The 16,277-nt window shown below is 72.0% G+C and carries 20 protein-coding genes; 13 read left to right on the forward strand and 7 right to left on the reverse strand.

Going from position 1 to position 16,277, the window contains the following annotated elements:
* Positions 1 to 15: 15 nt before the first annotated feature.
* Positions 16 to 831 carry an ABC transporter permease gene (locus ACZ53K_RS02655; RefSeq protein ID WP_468831885.1) on the forward strand — a complete coding sequence of 272 codons (816 nt, stop codon included), beginning with the start codon at positions 16 to 18 and terminating at the stop codon, positions 829 to 831.
* 98 nt (positions 832 to 929) lie between these two features.
* Positions 930 to 1,622 carry an ABC transporter permease gene (locus ACZ53K_RS02660; protein WP_468831127.1) on the forward strand — a complete coding sequence of 231 codons (693 nt, stop codon included), beginning with the start codon at positions 930 to 932 and terminating at the stop codon, positions 1,620 to 1,622.
* Between the two features lie 86 nt (positions 1,623 to 1,708).
* Here ACZ53K_RS02660 and ACZ53K_RS02665 read toward each other — a convergent pair whose 3' ends face one another.
* The 4 genes from ACZ53K_RS02665 to ACZ53K_RS02680 all read right to left on the reverse strand — a co-directional run bounded on the left by ACZ53K_RS02665 (position 1,709) and on the right by ACZ53K_RS02680 (position 5,130).
* A complete protein-coding gene (locus ACZ53K_RS02665) occupies positions 1,709 to 1,924 on the reverse strand; it encodes a hypothetical protein (protein ID WP_468831130.1) in 216 nt (71 codons plus the stop codon).
* Positions 1,925 to 1,941: 17 nt separating this feature from the next.
* Complete coding sequence (ybaK, locus tag ACZ53K_RS02670) at positions 1,942 to 2,472, reverse strand: Cys-tRNA(Pro) deacylase (protein WP_468831133.1); 531 nt, start codon at positions 2,470 to 2,472, stop codon at positions 1,942 to 1,944.
* A gap of 76 nt (positions 2,473 to 2,548) precedes the next feature.
* On the reverse strand, positions 2,549 to 3,370 hold the full coding sequence (locus ACZ53K_RS02675; RefSeq protein ID WP_468831136.1) for an LON peptidase substrate-binding domain-containing protein: 822 nt from the start codon (positions 3,368 to 3,370) through the stop codon (positions 2,549 to 2,551).
* Between the two features lie 194 nt (positions 3,371 to 3,564).
* Positions 3,565 to 5,130, reverse strand: coding sequence for an oxidoreductase (locus ACZ53K_RS02680; RefSeq protein ID WP_468831887.1), 1,566 nt, complete (start codon positions 5,128 to 5,130; stop codon positions 3,565 to 3,567).
* A 350-nt stretch (positions 5,131 to 5,480) separates the two neighbouring features.
* Here ACZ53K_RS02680 and hisD point away from each other — a divergent pair, with 350 nt between their 5' ends.
* From hisD to ACZ53K_RS02735, 11 genes are all read left to right on the forward strand, one after another.
* Positions 5,481 to 6,803, forward strand: a complete 1,323-nt coding sequence (hisD, locus tag ACZ53K_RS02685; RefSeq protein ID WP_468831139.1) for a histidinol dehydrogenase — start codon at positions 5,481 to 5,483, stop codon at positions 6,801 to 6,803.
* A gap of 8 nt (positions 6,804 to 6,811) precedes the next feature.
* Positions 6,812 to 7,927, forward strand: a complete 1,116-nt coding sequence (locus tag ACZ53K_RS02690) for a histidinol-phosphate transaminase (RefSeq protein WP_468831142.1) — start codon at positions 6,812 to 6,814, stop codon at positions 7,925 to 7,927.
* Positions 7,924 to 8,517 (forward strand): imidazoleglycerol-phosphate dehydratase HisB, encoded by a 594-nt coding sequence (gene hisB / locus ACZ53K_RS02695; protein ID WP_003984418.1) that lies wholly within the window; start codon positions 7,924 to 7,926, stop codon positions 8,515 to 8,517. The genes ACZ53K_RS02690 and hisB overlap by 4 nt, the downstream gene beginning before the upstream one ends.
* Entirely contained in the window at positions 8,514 to 8,678 is a 165-nt protein-coding gene (locus tag ACZ53K_RS02700) for a hypothetical protein (protein ID WP_030020918.1), read from the forward strand. Before hisB ends, ACZ53K_RS02700 begins: the two co-directional genes overlap by 4 nt.
* Entirely contained in the window at positions 8,675 to 9,322 is a 648-nt protein-coding gene (hisH, locus tag ACZ53K_RS02705) for an imidazole glycerol phosphate synthase subunit HisH (RefSeq protein ID WP_468831147.1), read from the forward strand. Before ACZ53K_RS02700 ends, hisH begins: the two co-directional genes overlap by 4 nt.
* An 11-nt stretch (positions 9,323 to 9,333) precedes the next feature.
* Entirely contained in the window at positions 9,334 to 10,059 is a 726-nt protein-coding gene (gene priA / locus ACZ53K_RS02710) for a bifunctional 1-(5-phosphoribosyl)-5-((5-phosphoribosylamino)methylideneamino)imidazole-4-carboxamide isomerase/phosphoribosylanthranilate isomerase PriA (RefSeq protein WP_468831150.1), read from the forward strand.
* Positions 10,056 to 10,451, forward strand: coding sequence for a RidA family protein (locus tag ACZ53K_RS02715; protein ID WP_468831153.1), 396 nt, complete (start codon positions 10,056 to 10,058; stop codon positions 10,449 to 10,451). The genes priA and ACZ53K_RS02715 overlap by 4 nt, the downstream gene beginning before the upstream one ends.
* Positions 10,448 to 11,203, forward strand: a complete 756-nt coding sequence (gene hisF, locus ACZ53K_RS02720; RefSeq protein WP_468831156.1) for an imidazole glycerol phosphate synthase subunit HisF — start codon at positions 10,448 to 10,450, stop codon at positions 11,201 to 11,203. The genes ACZ53K_RS02715 and hisF overlap by 4 nt, the downstream gene beginning before the upstream one ends.
* A gap of 90 nt (positions 11,204 to 11,293) precedes the next feature.
* Complete coding sequence (locus ACZ53K_RS02725) at positions 11,294 to 11,512, forward strand: hypothetical protein (protein ID WP_030375788.1); 219 nt, start codon at positions 11,294 to 11,296, stop codon at positions 11,510 to 11,512.
* On the forward strand, positions 11,509 to 11,886 hold the full coding sequence (locus ACZ53K_RS02730; RefSeq protein ID WP_468831159.1) for a hypothetical protein: 378 nt from the start codon (positions 11,509 to 11,511) through the stop codon (positions 11,884 to 11,886). The genes ACZ53K_RS02725 and ACZ53K_RS02730 overlap by 4 nt, the downstream gene beginning before the upstream one ends.
* Positions 11,887 to 12,057: 171 nt before the next feature.
* On the forward strand, positions 12,058 to 12,822 hold the full coding sequence (locus ACZ53K_RS02735) for a LysM peptidoglycan-binding domain-containing M23 family metallopeptidase (protein WP_468831162.1): 765 nt from the start codon (positions 12,058 to 12,060) through the stop codon (positions 12,820 to 12,822).
* Between the two features lie 15 nt (positions 12,823 to 12,837).
* Here ACZ53K_RS02735 and ACZ53K_RS02740 read toward each other — a convergent pair whose 3' ends face one another.
* Genes ACZ53K_RS02740 through ACZ53K_RS02750 form a run of 3 tightly spaced genes read right to left on the reverse strand, consistent with a single transcriptional unit; the run spans position 12,838 to position 16,237 of the window.
* On the reverse strand, positions 12,838 to 13,584 hold the full coding sequence (locus tag ACZ53K_RS02740; RefSeq protein ID WP_468831165.1) for a succinate dehydrogenase/fumarate reductase iron-sulfur subunit: 747 nt from the start codon (positions 13,582 to 13,584) through the stop codon (positions 12,838 to 12,840).
* Positions 13,581 to 15,530, reverse strand: coding sequence for a fumarate reductase/succinate dehydrogenase flavoprotein subunit (locus ACZ53K_RS02745; RefSeq protein WP_468831168.1), 1,950 nt, complete (start codon positions 15,528 to 15,530; stop codon positions 13,581 to 13,583). Before ACZ53K_RS02745 ends, ACZ53K_RS02740 begins: the two co-directional genes overlap by 4 nt.
* 2 nt (positions 15,531 to 15,532) lie before the next feature.
* The gene (locus ACZ53K_RS02750) at positions 15,533 to 16,237 is read right to left on the reverse strand and encodes a succinate dehydrogenase cytochrome b subunit (RefSeq protein ID WP_468831171.1); all 705 of its coding nucleotides are present in this window, start codon (positions 16,235 to 16,237) and stop codon (positions 15,533 to 15,535) included.
* Positions 16,238 to 16,277: the final 40 nt, after the last annotated feature.

The raw sequence follows: 16,277 nt of genomic DNA on the forward strand, positions 1-16,277 counted from the left end.
CTGTCAGCCGCGCCGATCGGCACGGAGAACGCCCCGGGCGCCGCCGGCTCACGGCCGGCCCCGGACGGCCCGGCCGCCGCCCCGCTGGCGCCCGCCGCCCGCCTGCTGCCCGCGCTCGCCGCCGTGTACCGGGCCCAGCTGTCGCGCGCCCGCGTCGCCCGTATCCCGCTGCTGTTCGTGGCCACCTTCCAGTCGATCGGGATCATGATCCTGATGCGCGGCGTGGTCGACGGCGGCGACGCCGCGCGGGCCGTCGTCGCCGGTTCCAGCGTGCTGGTCGTGGCGTTCGTGGCGCTGAACCTGCTGGCCCAGTACTTCGGGCAGCTGCGCGCCAGCGGCGGACTGGACCACTACGCCACGCTGCCGGTGCCGCCCGCCGCCGTGGTGCTCGGCGCGGCCGCCGCGTACGCCTCCTTCACCGCGCCGGGGACGGTGGTCACGGCCGTGACCGGCTGTCTGCTGTTCCAGCTGCCGATGACGAACCTGTGGGTGCTGATCGCGGTCATCCCGCTGGCCGGAGCGGCCCTCGCCGGACTGGGCGCCGCGCTGGGCCTGCTCGCGCCGCGCCCGGAACTGGCCACGCTCTGCGGCCAGTTGGGCATGTCGGCGGCCCTGCTGCTGGGCGTGCTGCCGGCCGCCCGGCTGCCCGCGCCGATCTCGTACGCGCGGGATCTGCTGCCGTCGACCTACGGGGTCGAGGCCCTGGCGCGCGGCTTCGACGCCCACCCCGACTGGCTGGCGGTCCTCGCCGACCTGGGGGTCTGCGCGGCCGTCGGCGTCCTGTCGCTGGCCGTGGCGACGTGGGCGTACCGCCGGGCGGCCGTACGGTGACGGACCCGGCGGCGGACGGTGCCGGGCAGACCGGCCGGAACCGGCCGCGGAGCCGTCCTGCCGACACCGGCACCGCATCCACCTGGCACGATGACGGGGTGACCGCACCGCAGACGCCGCACGACAACCAACCGCACGACGACCGATCACCCGAGCACCCGTACAACCCCTGGGCCGGTCCGGCCGGGGCGTCGTCCGCCGATCCGACCTCCGGGGGGTCCGCCGTGCACGACCGGGCCGAACTCCGCCGTGAACTGCGCGAGGCGGCGCTGATCGCGCTCGTGGTGACGGTGTGCGGCGCGCTGCTGGGTGCCCTGTGGGCGTGGCTGGCGCCGCACGTCCCGCTGATCGCGGACGGCAGCGGCAACGTCTACCTCAAGAACATCGAGGGCGAGGAGGCCATCGGCGGGGACGGCACGTTCATCCTGCTGGCCCTCGGCTTCGGGGTGGTGTGCGCGGCCGGGGCGTTCCTGTTCCGCAGAGGCGGCGGCATTCCGCTGGTGGCGGCGCTGACGGTGGGCGGACTGCTCGGCTCCGTGGTGGCCTGGCGCCTGGGCATCTGGCTCGGGCCGGCGTCGGACCTGGCGGAGCGCGCGGCGGAGGTCGGCAAGGGCGTGCCCTTCGACGCGCCGCTGCGCCTCCAGGCCAAGGGCGCGCTGCTGGCCTGGCCGGCCGGCGCCATGATCACCCACCTGCTGCTGACCGGCCTCTTCGGCCCCCGCGACCCGGAGCCGCCGGAGCCGGAGTGGTTCCCCGGCGGGCAGCAGACCCCGCCGCCTTCGAACGGCTGACAGCTGACAGCCGACGGCTGACGGGGTCGCGCCACGCGCCGGTCCCACTCAGGTGAGCCGGTCTCGCTCGGTGGGGCCGGTCTCGCTCAGGCGGGCCGGCGCCCGTGGTTGGCCTTGCCCTTCTTGATGCGCCACTTCCGCTTGCGGGTCTTCTTCGACATGGGCGTACCTCCTCCATGGTCGTAGCGGAGGACGAGGCAGGCGTAAAGGCCCGGCGTCGTGACGACAGGGGCGTACGGGGCACATCCGGCCGCGCGGCGTACGGCGCGCGGCGCGTGGGGCGCTCTCCGTCGCACACGCATCGGGCAGCGCGCCGCCCTCAGTCCCGCGCGATCTCCGCGAGCGTCGCGTCCGTGAGCTGCTGGAGGTCGGCGGGGGCCAGTTCGACCTCCAGGCCGCGGCGCCCGGCCGACACGCACACCGTCGGGTGGGCGGCCGCCGACGCGTCGATCACCGTACGCAGCCGCTTGCGCTGGCCGAGCGGTGAGATGCCGCCGCGTACGTAGCCGGTGCTGCGTTCCGCCGCGGCCGGGTCCGCCATCGCGGCGCGCTTGCCGCCCGCCGCGGCGGCCAGGGCCTTGAGGTCGAGGGAGCCGGAGACCGGTACGACGGCGACGGTCAGCGCGCCGTCCACCTCGGCGAGGAGCGTCTTGAAGACCTGGTCGGGGGAGACGCCGAGCGCTTCGGCGGCCTCTTCGCCGTACGACGCGGCGGCCGGGTCGTGCTCGTACGCGTGGAGGGTGAAGCCGACGCCCGCCTCGGTGAGGGCGACCGTCGCCGGGGTGCCGCCGGCGCCGGCCGGCTGCTTCCCGTTCTTCGCCTGCTTGGTCCGCTTCGGCTTCTTGGACAAGATCGTCGCGCCTCGGCTCGCTCGTAAGGTCGTCGGTGTCTTCGGTACGGGGACGGAAGGGGCCGTGCCCCGGCCCTCAGTTGGGGCTCGTGGGGTGCCGGGTCAGGTCCACCGCGGGCAGCGACGGGAGCTTACCGATCACCGCGGTCTCCTGGCGAAGGAGTTTCAGCTCCTGCGTCAGCCGGGCCGCGGTGTCCGGTGCCTCCAGGAGCCGCTGCTTGGCCGGGATGTCGAGCACGGCGGCGGCCGCCACCAGGTACGACAGCACCGACGGCTCGTCGGGCAGGTCCTGACCACTGGAGAGCGTGCGCTCGTTCGCCCAGGCCAGCCGCTTCTGGTAGGTGCGAAAGGCCCGTACGACCCCGGAGGCCAGCGCGCCGGCGCCCTCGCCCTCGGTCTCCGCCAGCTCCTCGACCTCGCCCATCAGGTACGGGCCCGAGGCGTCCACCGACAGCAGGTTGAAGCGGGTGGTGCCGGTGGCCAGCACCTCGTACCCGGCGGGGCCGGACCCGGTGCCGGGGGAGAGCGCCGCCTCCGCGGCGGCCTCGGCGCCCTCGTCGGAGGCGAGGGCCGGACCGGAGGCGCCGCTCTTCTCGCGGATGGTGGCCGCGTCGGCCACGCACCCCACGGTGTGGAAGGCGCTGATCGGGTCGGGGCCGAAGCCCGCGCCCGGTCCGCCGGTGGGCAGCGCGGTGCTGTCCGGCAGGCCGGGGGCGGAGGGCGCCACCTCGCGGCCGTCGCGGATCGCGACGACCCCGAAACGGCGTTCGTCTTCGGGCAGGGCGAGGAGGTCGCGCATCATCGCCCGGTACCGCGCCTCGAAGACGTTGAGCGGGAGGACGAGTCCCGGGAACAACACCGAGTTCAGCGGGAAGAGCGGTAGGCGCACGGAGGTCACAGCCCGTAAGCCTAGAGCCTGTGGAGGCGGGAGTGGTTCGCGGCCCGCATTCCGGGACCCGGCGCGAGGGGACGGCAGGCCCGGATCCGGTGCCCCACGGCCCCGGAATCGGCCCGGATCGGCTCTGGCCCGGGCCCGGACCGGCCCCCGCGCGCGGAGGGGGCGCGCCTCGGGCCCCGCGCCCCCGCGCGCTTCTACTGCCGTCGCAGCAACCGCGACGCGCCCGCCGCGACCGTCGTCGCCAGGACCCACCCGGCCAGGATCATGACCGCGGCGACCCACTGGGAGCCGCCGTCCGGTTTCCACGACGAGCCCTGATACAGATCGATCACCGGCAGCAGCAGGTCGAGGGAGTAGAGGTACGGGTTCCAAGGCGGCGCCTCGCCGGGCTTGAGGGCCGGCGGCGGGGACTGGGCGAAATACACCGTGCCGAGGGCCCACAGGATCGCCATCCACACCGCGGCCCGCCCCGGCCGGTAGCCGTACGCCACCGTCCAGTCCTGGAGGAACCCCCACAGCTTGGCGGCCATCGGCAGCGTCTCGCGCCGCCGCCGCTGCTTGGCGAGCAGCACCTCGCGCGCGTCGGAGTCCTCACCGCCGCTGCGCAGCGCGGTGGCCAGCATCTCGTACGGCTCCGGCGCGTACTCCGGCGTGGCGGCGGCCACCCACTCCAGCCGCCGGGACAGCGGGAAGTGCCCGCGGGGGATGAGCGTCTCGTAGTTGAAGCCCGCCATCCACAGGCCGCCGAGTCCGGGCCAGCTCGCCGCCTTGTCGACCAGGTTGACGACCCGCGCGCCGGAGAGGATGACCCGCCCGCGCAGCGGCCGCTCGCCCAGGAAGCGCAGCTCCGGGGTCTGGATGCGGCGCAGCGACAGTTCCTGGTCGGCCTCCATGATGAAGCGCGCCTGCTCGAAGTCGACGGCGTCGCCGAAGCGCCCGTCGTCCAGCCGCATCCCGCCCTCGCACTCGAAGCGCTGCATGCGGGTGCCGCGGGTGGGGGTGTGGGCGATGCCGTACGGGGGAGTGGCGGTGGCGCTGGAGAACGGCGAGCTGGCCAGGCCGGCGCCGGTCAGGTACAGCGTGCGTTCGACCGTCATCTGCGGGGCGTTCAGGGCGCGGCGCCCGTACGGGTTGCTCAGCCGGCTGCCGCGCAGGCTCAGCGACACGCCGATGGTCGCGCCGCGCAGCGACAGCTCGCCGTACGACTCCATCATCTCGGCCTGGAGGTCCTGGGCGACGGTCAGTCCGTCCGCCATCACCGAGCGGCCCTGCCGGTCCTTGTGCACCACCGTCTGGTTGAGCAGCAGGTCCGTACCGATGTGCGCGTCCGTCAGGCGGATGCCGGAGCGGACGACGCAGCGCGGCAGGTGCAGGTCGCCCTCGGTGTGCAGCCGGGCCGCCTCGACCCGGGGTATCGCGCAGCCGACCATCCGCAGGGTGGTGAAGCGGCTCTCGGGCAGCACGACCTCGTTCTGGAAGCGGCAGTCGCGCAGCTCCACGAATGGCTTGATCGTGCCGCCCGCAAGGTCGAGAGTGTCGGTGATGTACGCACCTGCCAGTTTCAGCGCGGAGACCCGTCCCGGCTGCGCGGGCGGCCCCTCCAGCAGCAGGAGCGCGACGATCCGGGCGCGTACCCGGCGCTCGGGGCCCCAGCGGTACTGTCCGTGCGGGTCGTCCCTGGCCGGGTCGCCGGTGCGCAGGTCGCAGGTGCTGCCGTTGCGGAACGCCTGCCACAGGCTCCACTCGGCAGGGTTCAGCATCAGCGCCGCGGGTGCGTCGCCCTCCTCCGGCGTGGCCACGGTGCTCTCCCCCTTTCCCCGCTTCCCCGAGCGGGTCCGTACGGTCCCGCGTGCGCGGGGTTCGCGTCCAACCGTTTCTGCACCGTCGCTCCGTACGCCCGTACGACTCCCATTCCCGCTGTGTGACCGCCTGAACACGGGCGGTGAGGATCAGTTCGAGACGGTTTCCCGGCCGGGCACGGCCGCCGCCACGGTCGTGGCGGTGATCCACCGGCCGGTGCGGTCCCGCTGCCCGGAAGCGCCGACTGAGCTGTGTATCACCGACTGGTACGGGCGCTCGGGTCCGGGAACGGGTCTGAGACACTGGAGGGGTGATCTCCCGAATCGATCTGCGCGGTGCCGCCCTCCCCGAGGGCGGCGCCCTGCGCGACCTGCTGCCCCGTGCCGAGTTCGACGTGGAAGCCGCCCTGGAGAAGGTGCGGCCCATCTGCGAGGACGTGCGCCATCGTGGGACGGCCGCGCTGATCGAGTACGCCCATCGGTTCGACGGGGTGGCCATCGAGCGCGTACGCGTGCCCGTGGAGGCGCTTCAGCGGGCGCTCGCGGAGCTGGACCCGGCCGTCCGGGCCGCCCTGGAGGAGTCGATCCGGCGCGCCCGGATCGTCCACCGCGAGCAGCGCCGCACCGACGTCACCACCAAGGTCGTCCCCGGCGGCACGGTCACCGAGCGCTGGGTCCCGGTCGAGCGCGTCGGCCTGTATGTACCCGGTGGCCTGGCGGTTTACCCGTCCTCCGTGGTCATGAACGTGGTCCCCGCGCAGGAGGCGGGCGTCGAAGGCGTCGCCGTCACCTCCCCGCCGCAGGCGGAGTTCGGCGGCCTGCCGCACCCGACCATCCTCGCCGCCTGCGCCCTGCTCGGCGTGGACGAGGTGTACGCGGCCGGCGGCGCCCAGGCGATCGCCATGTTCGCGTACGGCACCGGGGAGTGCCGCCCGGTCAACCTGGTCACCGGCCCCGGCAACATCTACGTCGCCGCCGCCAAGCGCCTGCTCAAGGGCCGCATCGGCATCGACGCGGAGGCCGGGCCCACCGAGATCGCGGTCCTCGCGGACGCCACCGCCGACGCCGCGCACGTCGCCGCCGACCTGATCAGCCAGGCCGAGCACGACACGCTGGCCGCCGCCGTCCTGGTCACCGACTCGGCCGAACTGGCCGCCGCCGTCGAGGCCGAGCTGAAGACCCAGGTGGCCGCCACCAAGCACACCGAGCGGATCGGCACCGCGCTGGCCGGCCGGCAGTCCGCGATCGTCCTGGTGGACGGTGTGGACGAGGGCCTGAAGGTCGTCGACGCGTACGGCGCCGAGCACCTGGAGATCCAGACCGCCGACGCGACCGCCGTCGCCGCCCGCGTGCGCAACGCCGGCGCGGTCTTCGTCGGCCCGTACGCGCCCGTCTCCCTCGGCGACTACTGCGCCGGCTCCAACCACGTCCTGCCCACCGGCGGCTGCGCCTGCCACTCCTCGGGCCTGTCCGTCCAGTCGTTCCTGCGCGGCATCCACGTCGTGGACTACAGCCGCGACGCGCTGGCCGAGGTCGCCCACCATGTGGTGACCCTCGCCGAGGCCGAGGACCTCCCGGCCCACGGCGCGGCGCTGAAGGCCAGGTTCGACTGGAAGATCCCGCAGGGCGAGTGAGCGAGCACGTGACGAAGATCGACGACCTTCCCATCCGGGACGAGCTGCGCGGCAAGTCCCCGTACGGCGCGCCGCAGCTGGACGTCCCCGTACGCCTGAACACCAACGAGAACCCGTACCCGCTGCCCGAGCCCCTGGTACGGCGGATCGCCGAGCGGGTCACCGAGGCCGCCCGCGAGCTGAACCGCTACCCCGACCGGGACGCGGTGGAGCTGCGCACCGAACTGGCCGCCTACCTGACGCGCACCGGCGGCCACGAGGTCACCGCGGCCCACGTGTGGGCGGCCAACGGCTCCAACGAGGTCATCCAGCAGCTGCTGCAGACCTTCGGCGGGCCCGGCCGCACCGCCATCGGCTTCGAGCCCTCGTACTTGATGCACGGCCTGATCTCCCGCGGCACCGGCACCGGCTGGCTCTCCGGCCCGCGCAACGACGACTTCACCATCGACGTCGAGGCCGCCGTCGCGGCCATCGGCGAGCAGCGGCCCGACGTGGTCTTCGTCTGCTCGCCCAACAACCCCACCGGCACCGCCGTCGCCGCCGAAACGGTTCTCGCGCTGTACGAGGCCGCGCAGGCCGCCCGCGCCGACACCGGCGGCGCGCTGGTCGTCGTGGACGAGGCGTACGGCGAGTTCAGCCACCGCCCCTCGCTGCTCCCGCTGATCGAGGGCCGCCCCAACCTGGTCGTCTCGCGCACCATGTCCAAGGCGTTCGGCGCCGCCGGGCTCCGCCTGGGCTACTTGGCCGCCGACCCGGCCGTGGTCGACGCCGTCCAGCTCGTCCGCCTGCCGTACCACCTCTCGTCCGTCACCCAGGCCACCGCGCTCGCCGCCCTGGAGCACACCGATACGCTCCTGAAGTACGTCGACCAGCTCAAGGCCGAGCGCGACCGGCTGGTGGACGAGCTGCGCGCGGCCGGCTGCGAGGTGGTCGACTCCGACGCCAACTTCGTCCAGTTCGGCTCGTTCGAGGACCAGCACGCCTTCTGGCAGGCGCTCCTCGACCACGGCGTCCTGGTCCGTGACAACGGCGTACCGGGCTGGCTGCGGGTCACCGCGGGAACCCCCGCCGAGAACGACGCGTTCCTCGACGCGGTCCGTGCAGTACTGAAGGAGAACCGATGAACCGCGTTGGGCGCGTGGAGCGCACCACGAAGGAGACCTCGGTGCTGGTCGAGATCGATCTCGACGGCACGGGGCAGGTCGATGTGTCGACAGGCGTCGGCTTCTACGACCACATGCTCGACCAGCTCGGCCGGCACGGCCTGTTCGACCTCAAGGTCAAGACCGACGGCGACCTGCACATCGACACCCACCACACCATCGAGGACACCGCCCTCGCGCTGGGCGCCGCCTTCAAGCAGGCCCTCGGCGACAAGGTCGGCATCTACCGCTTCGGCAACTGCACCGTCCCGCTGGACGAGTCGCTGGCCCAGGTGACCGTCGACCTCTCCGGGCGTCCCTACCTGGTGCACACCGAGCCCGAGAACATCGCGCCGATGATCGGCACGTACGACACGACGATGACCCGGCACATCCTGGAGTCCTTCGTCGCGCAGGCGCAGATCGCCCTGCACGTCCACGTCCCGTACGGCCGCAACGCCCACCACATCGTGGAGTGCCAGTTCAAGGCGCTGGCCCGCGCGCTGCGCTACGCCAGCGAGCGCGACCCGCGCGCCGCCGGCATCCTCCCGTCCACCAAGGGAGCCCTGTGAACGGCCTGTCCACCGTCTTCATCGTGCTCGGCCTCTTCCTGCTCGGCGGGCTCTACTCCTTCTGGAAGCAGGGGATGGGCAAGAGCGTGCTCGTCCTGCTGGGCATCGGCTCGGCCATGTGCCTGGTCGCCGGCGTGCTCCGTCTGGATGTGTGGAATTGAGTACCGCACCCGCGAAGAAGGTCGTCGTCTTCGACTACGGCTTCGGCAATGTCCGCTCCGCAGAGCGCGCCCTCGCCCACGTCGGCGCGGATGTGGAGATCACCGGTGACTACGACAAGGCGATGAACGCCGACGGGCTGCTCGTCCCCGGCGTCGGCGCCTTCGCCGCCTGTATGAAGGGCCTGCGCGAGGCCCGCGGCGACTGGGTCATCGGCCGCCGGCTGTCCGGCGGACGCCCGGTCATGGGCATCTGCGTCGGCATGCAGGTCCTCTTCTCCCGCGGCATCGAGCACGGCGTGGAGACCGAGGGCCTGGACGAGTGGCCCGGCACGGTCGGCCCGCTCAAGGCCGATGTCGTCCCGCACATGGGCTGGAACACCGTCCGGGCACCGGAGGACACTCGGCTCTTCGACGGCCTGTCCGCCGACGCCCGCTACTACTTCGTGCACTCCTACGCCGTGGGCGCCTGGGAGCTGGAAGTCGGCAACCCGCACATCCGCGCACCCCAGGTCACCTGGGCCACGCACGGCGAGCCGTTCGTGGCCGCCGTCGAGAACGGCCCGCTGTGGGCCACCCAGTTCCACCCCGAGAAGTCCGGCGACGCCGGCGCCCAGCTGCTGTCCAACTGGACCAAGACCCTCTAGGACCTTCCGCGATGAGCAAGCTCGAACTCCTCCCCGCCGTCGACGTCCGCGACGGCCAGGCGGTCCGCCTCGTGCACGGCGAGTCCGGCTCCGAGACGTCCTACGGTGACCCGCTGCAGGCCGCACTGGCCTGGCAGCGGTCCGGCGCCGAGTGGCTGCACCTGGTCGACCTCGACGCGGCGTTCGGCACCGGCGACAACCGCGCGCGGATCGCCGAGGTCGCCCAGCGCATGGACATCAAGGTCGAACTCTCCGGCGGCATCCGCGACGACGCCTCCCTGGAGGCCGCGCTGGCCACCGGCTGCAAGCGCGTCAACCTCGGTACGGCCGCGCTGGAGACCCCCGAGTGGGTCGCCAAGGTCATCGCCGAGCACGGCGACAAGATCGCGGTCGGCCTGGACGTCCGCGGCACCACCCTGCGCGGCCGCGGCTGGACCCGCGACGGCGGCGACCTCTACGAGACGCTGGCCCGCCTGGACTCCGAGGGCTGCGCCCGCTACGTCGTCACCGACATCAACAAGGACGGCACCCTCCAGGGCCCCAACCTGGAACTGCTGCGGGGCGTCTGCGCCGCGACCGACAAGCCGGTCGTCGCGTCCGGCGGCGTCTCCTCCCTTGACGACCTCCGCGCGATCGCCACCCTGGTACCGGAAGGCGTCGAGGGCGCCATCGTCGGCAAGGCGCTCTACGCCAAGGCATTCACCCTGGAAGAGGCATTGGAGGCCGTTTCGTCATGACCATCGAGCGCGCGCAGACCGACAGTCCCTGGGAAGAGATCATCGGCTTCGCGCGCGCCGTGGCGGCCGGCGACCGCGTCCTGGTCGCCGGCACGATGCCACTGGTCGACGGCGTGCTGTACGGGGAGGGCGACCCGTACGAGCAGACGAAGGTCGCCTTCACCAGCGCGCTGGAGGCCCTGGAGCCGTTCGGGCTCGGGGCCGGTTCGGTCATCCGCACCCGGATGTACCTGACCCACGCACGGGACGTGGACGAGGCGGCCCGCGCCCACAAGGAACTCTTCGACGCCGTACGGCCCGCCGCGACCCTGGTCGTGGTCTCCGGCTTCGCCGACTCGCGCGTACTGGTCGAAGTCGAACTCGAAGCATTCAGAGAGGCCACGAGCACATGACCCTGGCGGTCCGAGTCATCCCCTGCCTGGACGTCGACAACGGCCGGGTCGTCAAGGGCGTCAACTTCAAGAACCTCCGCGACGCCGGCGACCCCGTCGAAATGGCCAAGGTCTACGGTGCCGAGGGCGCCGACGAGCTGACGTTCCTGGACATCACGGCCTCCTCCGGCAACCGCGAGACGACGTACGACGTGGTCCGCCGCACCGCCGAACAGGTCTTCATCCCCCTCACCGTCGGCGGTGGCGTCCGCGCACCCGAGGATGTCGACAAACTCCTGCGCGCCGGCGCCGACAAGGTCGGCGTCAACACCGCCGCCATCGCCCGCCCCGACCTGATCCGTGAGATCGCCGAACGCTTCGGCAGCCAGGTCCTGGTCCTGTCCGTCGACGCCCGCCGCACCGACACCGGCTCCTTCGAGGTCACCACGCACGGCGGCCGCCGCGGCACCGGCATCGACGCCGTCGAATGGGCGCACCGCGCCGCCGAACTCGGCGCCGGCGAGATCCTGCTGAACTCCATGGACGCCGACGGCACCAAGGACGGTTACGACACCGAGATGATCGCCGCCGTCCGCAAGCACGTCACGGTCCCGGTCATCGCCAGCGGCGGCGCGGGCCGCCTCACCGACTTCCCGCCGGCCGTCGAGGCCGGCGCCGACGCGGTCCTGGCCGCGTCCGTCTTCCACTTCGGAGATCTGCGGATCGGTGAGGTGAAGGAGACGTTGCGGGGGGCTGGGCATCCGGTGAGGTGAAGGGCGCGCGGGGGGGGCGGCGCACTTCCGGTTCACCCCTGGTAGTGAATGTGGTAGTGATCAAGGTGGTGCCGGGTCTAGCCTGCGCATATGCCTGGAATCACGATTGAGTTCACCGAGGAAGAGCTGGCCGAACTGCGCGCCGAGGCCAAGGAGCAGGGCGTCGCGATCAAGCGGCTGGCGCACGGAATACTGACCGAGAGCGTGGTGCGGCGGCGGCAGAAGCAGCGGTTCGTCGAGGGAGCCACGAAGAAGGCGCTGGAGTACAAGGCCGAATTCGAGCAGGTCTTCCCGGAAGGCCTGCGGTGATCCTCTACGTCGACGCCGGGTGGATCCTCAACGTACAAATCGAGGTCTCGCCCGAGAACACCCCCGTACGGGACTGGGGTGCTCTGTACTGCATGGCCCAGCGTCATCAGTACGAACGCTTCGCGGGAGAGGCGTACTACGAGGAAACGGCCACCCGGGCCGCCAGCTTCCTGCACACGGCGCTGCTCCTGCAGCCGTTCTCGGACTACAACGCCGCGATCGGGGCGGCCTGTGCCGAGACATACATGGCGGACTCCGGCGAACCGGTTGCTCCGCCGCTGGGTGCGATGGCGCATCTGGTGCGCGAGTTGCGCAGCGGTGAAGCCGGTCTGCTGGAAACGGCACTGCGCCTGCGTGACTGGAAAGTGAAGTAGGACGTAACCAGGTGCGGCCCGCGCGGTAAGTGACCACGCGGGCCCCGGCGCGTAACGGGCCTATCGGGACAGCCGCTGACCGATTCGCCCATGGTGCTTGTGTTCATGGCCGGGGGCTCCATACCGTGCTGGCGTTCGGATCCCGGATGCCCACCGGAAGGACGCCCCGCCATGATGTTCTCCCCGACCGGCCGTCACCGAGCCCCCCGTCGCCGCAGTGGTGCGGGGCGATTACTCACCCGCGCCTCGACCGCGGCCGCCACCCTCGCGCTGCCGGTCGTCGGCGCGTCCGTCGCCTCCGCCGCGGACGGCGGGACGTACACCGTCGCCCCCGGTGACAGCCTCTCCGAGATCGCCGCGAAGCAGGGGGTCAAAGGCGGCTGGACCACGCTCTACGCACGCAACCGGTCCGTGGTCGGCGGCAATCCGAACCTGCTCAGGGTCGGCGCCGAGCTGAAGGTCAGCGGGACGGTCCCCCAGCTGCGGCGTACCTCCCGCGCCGCCGAGCGGTCCACCGTGCGCGCCGCGGCCGGTGACGCCGTACGGCCCGTCAGAGGGGGCACGCTCACGGCCGGCTTCGGGGCCGGTGGCGGCCACTGGGCGCACGGGCACACCGGGCAGGACTTCGCCGTGCCGGTGGGCACCGCCGTACGCGCCGCCCGGGGCGGGACCGTGGTGAAGGCCGGCTGGGGCGGCGCCTTCGGGTACGAGGTCGTCGTACGGCACCACAGTGGGTCGTACACGCAGTACGCGCACCTCTCGCAGATCCGGGTGCCGGTGGGGGCCACCGTCGGCGCCGGTGAGCGCATCGGGCGGTCCGGTTCCACCGGCAACGTCACCGGACCGCATCTGCACTTCGAGGTACGGTCGACCCCCGCCTACGGGTCGGCGGTCGACCCGATGGCGTGGCTGCGCAGGCACGGCGCGTTCGATTAGGCGGTGGCTTTCGCGTCACCGCCTGCCCTTGCGGGCCGCCCGTACGTACTCCCGGTTCATCTTCGTGATGCTGAACAGCGGGATGCCCTTCGGGCAGGCGGTGGCGCACTCCCCGGCGAGGGTGCAGCCGCCGAAGCCCTCGTCGTCCATGGTGGCCACCATGTCCAGGACCCGCGTCTCGCGTTCCGGCGCGCCCTGCGGCAGCACGTTGAGGTGGTTGACCTTCGCCGAGGTGAACAGCATCGCCGAGCCGTTCGGGCAGGCCGCCACGCACGCGCCGCAGCCGATGCACTCCGCGTGCTCGAAGGCGAAGTCGGCGTCCGGCTTCGGTACGGGCGCGGCGTGCGCCTCGGGTGCGGCGCCGGTCGGCGCGGTGATGTAGCCGCCGGACTGGATGATCCGGTCGAAGGCGGACCGGTCGACGACCAGGTCCCGTACGACGGGGAAGGCCGAGGCGCGCCACGGCTCGACGTCGATCGTGTCGCCGTCCCGGAAGGACCGCATGTGCAGCTGGCAGCTGGTGGTGCGCTCCGGGCCGTGCGCGTCGCCGTTGATGACGAGGCTGCACGCGCCGCAGATGCCCTCGCGGCAGTCGTGGTCGAAGGCGACCGGGTCGTCGCCCTTGAGGATGAGTTCCTCGTTGAGGGTGTCGAGCATCTCCAGGAAGGACATGTCGGGGGAGATGCCGTCCACGTCGTAGGTGGACATGCCGCCGTCGGCGTCGGCGTTCTTCTGCCGCCAGACGCGCAGGGTGAGCTTCATGCGTAGCTCCGCTGGGTGGGGTGGACGTACTCGAAGACCAGGTCTTCCTTGTGCAGGACGGGAGCGGTGCCGGTGCCGGTGAACTCCCAGGCGGCGGCGTAGGAGTACGCCTCGTCGCGGCGCTCGGCCTCTCCGTCGGGGGTCTGCGACTCCTCGCGGAAGTGGCCGCCGCAGGACTCGGCGCGGTGCAGCGCGTCGAGGCACATCAGCTCGGCCAGCTCCAGGTAGTCGACGATGCGGTTGGCCTTCTCCAGCGACTGGTTGAACTCCTCGCCGGTGCCGGGCACCTTGATGCGGCGCCAGAACTCCTGGCGGATCTGCGGGATGCGGTCGAGCGCCTTGCGCAGGCCGGTCTCCGTACGGGCCATGCCGCACAGCTCCCACATCAGCTCGCCCAGTTCGCGGTGGAAGGAGTCGGGGGTGCGGTCGCCGTCGACGGACAGCAGGAGGTTGAGCTGGTCCTCCGTCTCGGCGAGGGCTTCCTGGACGGCGGGGTGGCCGGCGGTGATCTCGTCGTGGTGGGGGTGGCGGGCCAGGTAGTCGTTGATGGTCGAGGGCAGGACGAAGTACCCGTCGGCGAGGCCCTGCATGAGGGCGGACGCGCCGAGCCGGTTGGCGCCGTGGTCGGAGAAGTTGGCCTCACCGATCGCGAACAGGCCGGGAACGGTCGTCTGGAGGTCGTAATCGACCCACAGGCCGCCCATCGTGTAATGCACGGCGGGGTAGATCCGCATCGGGACCTCGTACGGGTTCTCGGCGGTGATCCGCTCGTACATGTCGAAGAGGTTGCCGTACTTCTCCTCGACGGCCTTGCGGCCCATCCGGGCGATGGCATCCGCGAAGTCCAGGTAGACGCCCTGGCCGCCGGGGCCGACGCCGCGTCCCTCGTCGCACACGTTCTTGGCGGCGCGGGAGGCGATGTCGCGGGGGACGAGGTTGCCGAAGGAGGGGTAGATCCGCTCCAGGTAGTAGTCGCGTTCGGCCTCGGGGATCTCGGCGGGCGGCCGCGTGTCGCCCTGGGCCTTCGGGACCCAGATGCGGCCGTCGTTGCGCAGCGACTCGCTCATCAGCGTCAGCTTGGACTGGTGGTCGCCGGTGCGCGGGATGCAGGTGGGGTGGATCTGGGTGAAGCAGGGGTTGGCGAAGTACGCGCCGCGCCGGTGGGCGCGCCAGACGGCGGTGGCGTTGGAGTTCATGGCGTTGGTCGACAGGTAGAAGACGTTGCCGTAGCCGCCGGAGGCGAGCACGACGGCGTCTGCGAAGTACGTGTCGATCCGGCCGGTGACCAGGTCGCGGGCGACGATGCCGCGCGCCCGGCCGTCGACGACGATCAGATCCAGCATCTCGGTGCGCGGGTGCAGTTCGACGTTGCCGGCGGCGATCTGGCGGGAGAGTGCCTGGTAGGCGCCGAGCAGCAGCTGCTGTCCGGTCTGGCCGCGGGCGTAGAACGTACGGGAGACCTGGACGCCGCCGAAGGAGCGGGTGTCGAGCAGGCCGCCGTACTCCCGGGCGAATGGCACGCCCTGGGCCACGCACTGGTCGATGATCTCGACGGAGATCTGCGCCAGGCGGTGCACGTTGGATTCGCGGGCGCGGAAGTCGCCGCCCTTGACGGTGTCGTAGAACAGGCGGTGTACGGAGTCGCCGTCGTTGCGGTAGTTCTTGGCGGCGTTGATGCCGCCCTGCGCGGCGATGGAGTGGGCGCGGCGCGGCGAGTCCTGGTAGCAGAACTGCACGACGTGGTAGCCCTGCTCGGCGAGCGTGGCGCCCGCCGAGCCGCCCGCCAGGCCGGTGCCGACGACGATGACGGTGTGCTTGCGGCGGTTGGCCGGGTTGACCAGCTTCGCCTGGAAGCGGCGGGTGTCCCAGCGGTCGGCGACCGGGCCCTCGGGCGCCTTGGTGTCGGCGACCGGTTCCCCGGTCGCGTACTCGGTGTAGGAGGTCATGGTCAGCTCACTGCTCCGGTCACGACGGCCACCGGTACGGCGACGAAGCCCGCCGTCAGCACCAGGGCGAGGAGGTTGGCGACGGTCTTGAGCACCCGGTCACGGGCGGCGCTGCCGACGCCCAGCGTCTGCGCGGCGCTCCAGAACCCGTGCCGCACGTGCAGGCCGAGGGCGAGCATCGCCACGATGTAGAGGGTGGTGACGGGCCAGCGGTCGAAGGAGGCGATCAGGTTCTGGTACGGGTGCCCGGCCTCGGCCCGCGGGTTCACCGTCAGCGTCGTCAGGTCCAGGATGTGCCAGATGATGAACAGGGCCAGGATGACGCCGCCCCAGCGCATGGTGCGGGTGGCGTAGCTCGTGCGCTGCTTCTTGTGCACGTACTTGCTCGGCCGCGCCTTGAGGTCGCGGCGGCTGAGCTGGAAGGCGGCCACGGCGTGGGTGAGGACGGCGGCCAGCAGCACCACCCGCGCGAGCCACAGGAACCACTCATGGTGCAGGAACGGTTCGCCGACGGTCCGCAGCCAGTGCGCGTAGCCGTTGAACTCGTCGGAACCGAAGAAGATCTTCAGATTGCCCAGCATGTGCGCGACCAGGTACAGCAGCATCACCACGCCGCTGACCGCCATCGCGGTTTTCTTGCCGACGGTCGAGCGCCACAGCAGGCCCGCGAAGGACGGCCGTCGTTCCGTCCGGGTGTCCAGTGCCATGAGTCCTGACGTTAAGGACCGGCCGGCCCATCAGTCCAAG

This window comes from Streptomyces sp. NPDC033221, assembly GCF_055577005.1.

Bases quoted from the DNA above. Each gene is read 5' to 3' on its own strand.
- ACZ53K_RS02665 (WP_468831130.1), bottom strand. From the start codon at position 1,924: ATGCGTGTGCGACGGAGAGCGCCCCACGCGCCGCGCGCCGTACGCCGC.
- ACZ53K_RS02715 (WP_468831153.1), top strand. From the start codon at position 10,056: ATGACCATCGAGCGCGCGCAGACCGACAGTCCCTGGGAAGAGATCATC.
- ACZ53K_RS02740 (WP_468831165.1), bottom strand. From the start codon at position 13,584: ATGAAGCTCACCCTGCGCGTCTGGCGGCAGAAGAACGCCGACGCCGAC.
- ACZ53K_RS02745 (WP_468831168.1), bottom strand. From the start codon at position 15,530: ATGACCTCCTACACCGAGTACGCGACCGGGGAACCGGTCGCCGACACC.
- ACZ53K_RS02680 (WP_468831887.1), bottom strand. From the start codon at position 5,130: ATGCTGAACCCTGCCGAGTGGAGCCTGTGGCAGGCGTTCCGCAACGGC.
- ACZ53K_RS02750 (WP_468831171.1), bottom strand. From the start codon at position 16,237: ATGGCACTGGACACCCGGACGGAACGACGGCCGTCCTTCGCGGGCCTG.
- ACZ53K_RS02725 (WP_030375788.1), top strand. From the start codon at position 11,294: ATGCCTGGAATCACGATTGAGTTCACCGAGGAAGAGCTGGCCGAACTG.
- hisF (WP_468831156.1), top strand. From the start codon at position 10,448: ATGACCCTGGCGGTCCGAGTCATCCCCTGCCTGGACGTCGACAACGGC.
- ACZ53K_RS02735 (WP_468831162.1), top strand. From the start codon at position 12,058: ATGATGTTCTCCCCGACCGGCCGTCACCGAGCCCCCCGTCGCCGCAGT.
- hisB (WP_003984418.1), top strand. From the start codon at position 7,924: ATGAACCGCGTTGGGCGCGTGGAGCGCACCACGAAGGAGACCTCGGTG.
- priA (WP_468831150.1), top strand. From the start codon at position 9,334: ATGAGCAAGCTCGAACTCCTCCCCGCCGTCGACGTCCGCGACGGCCAG.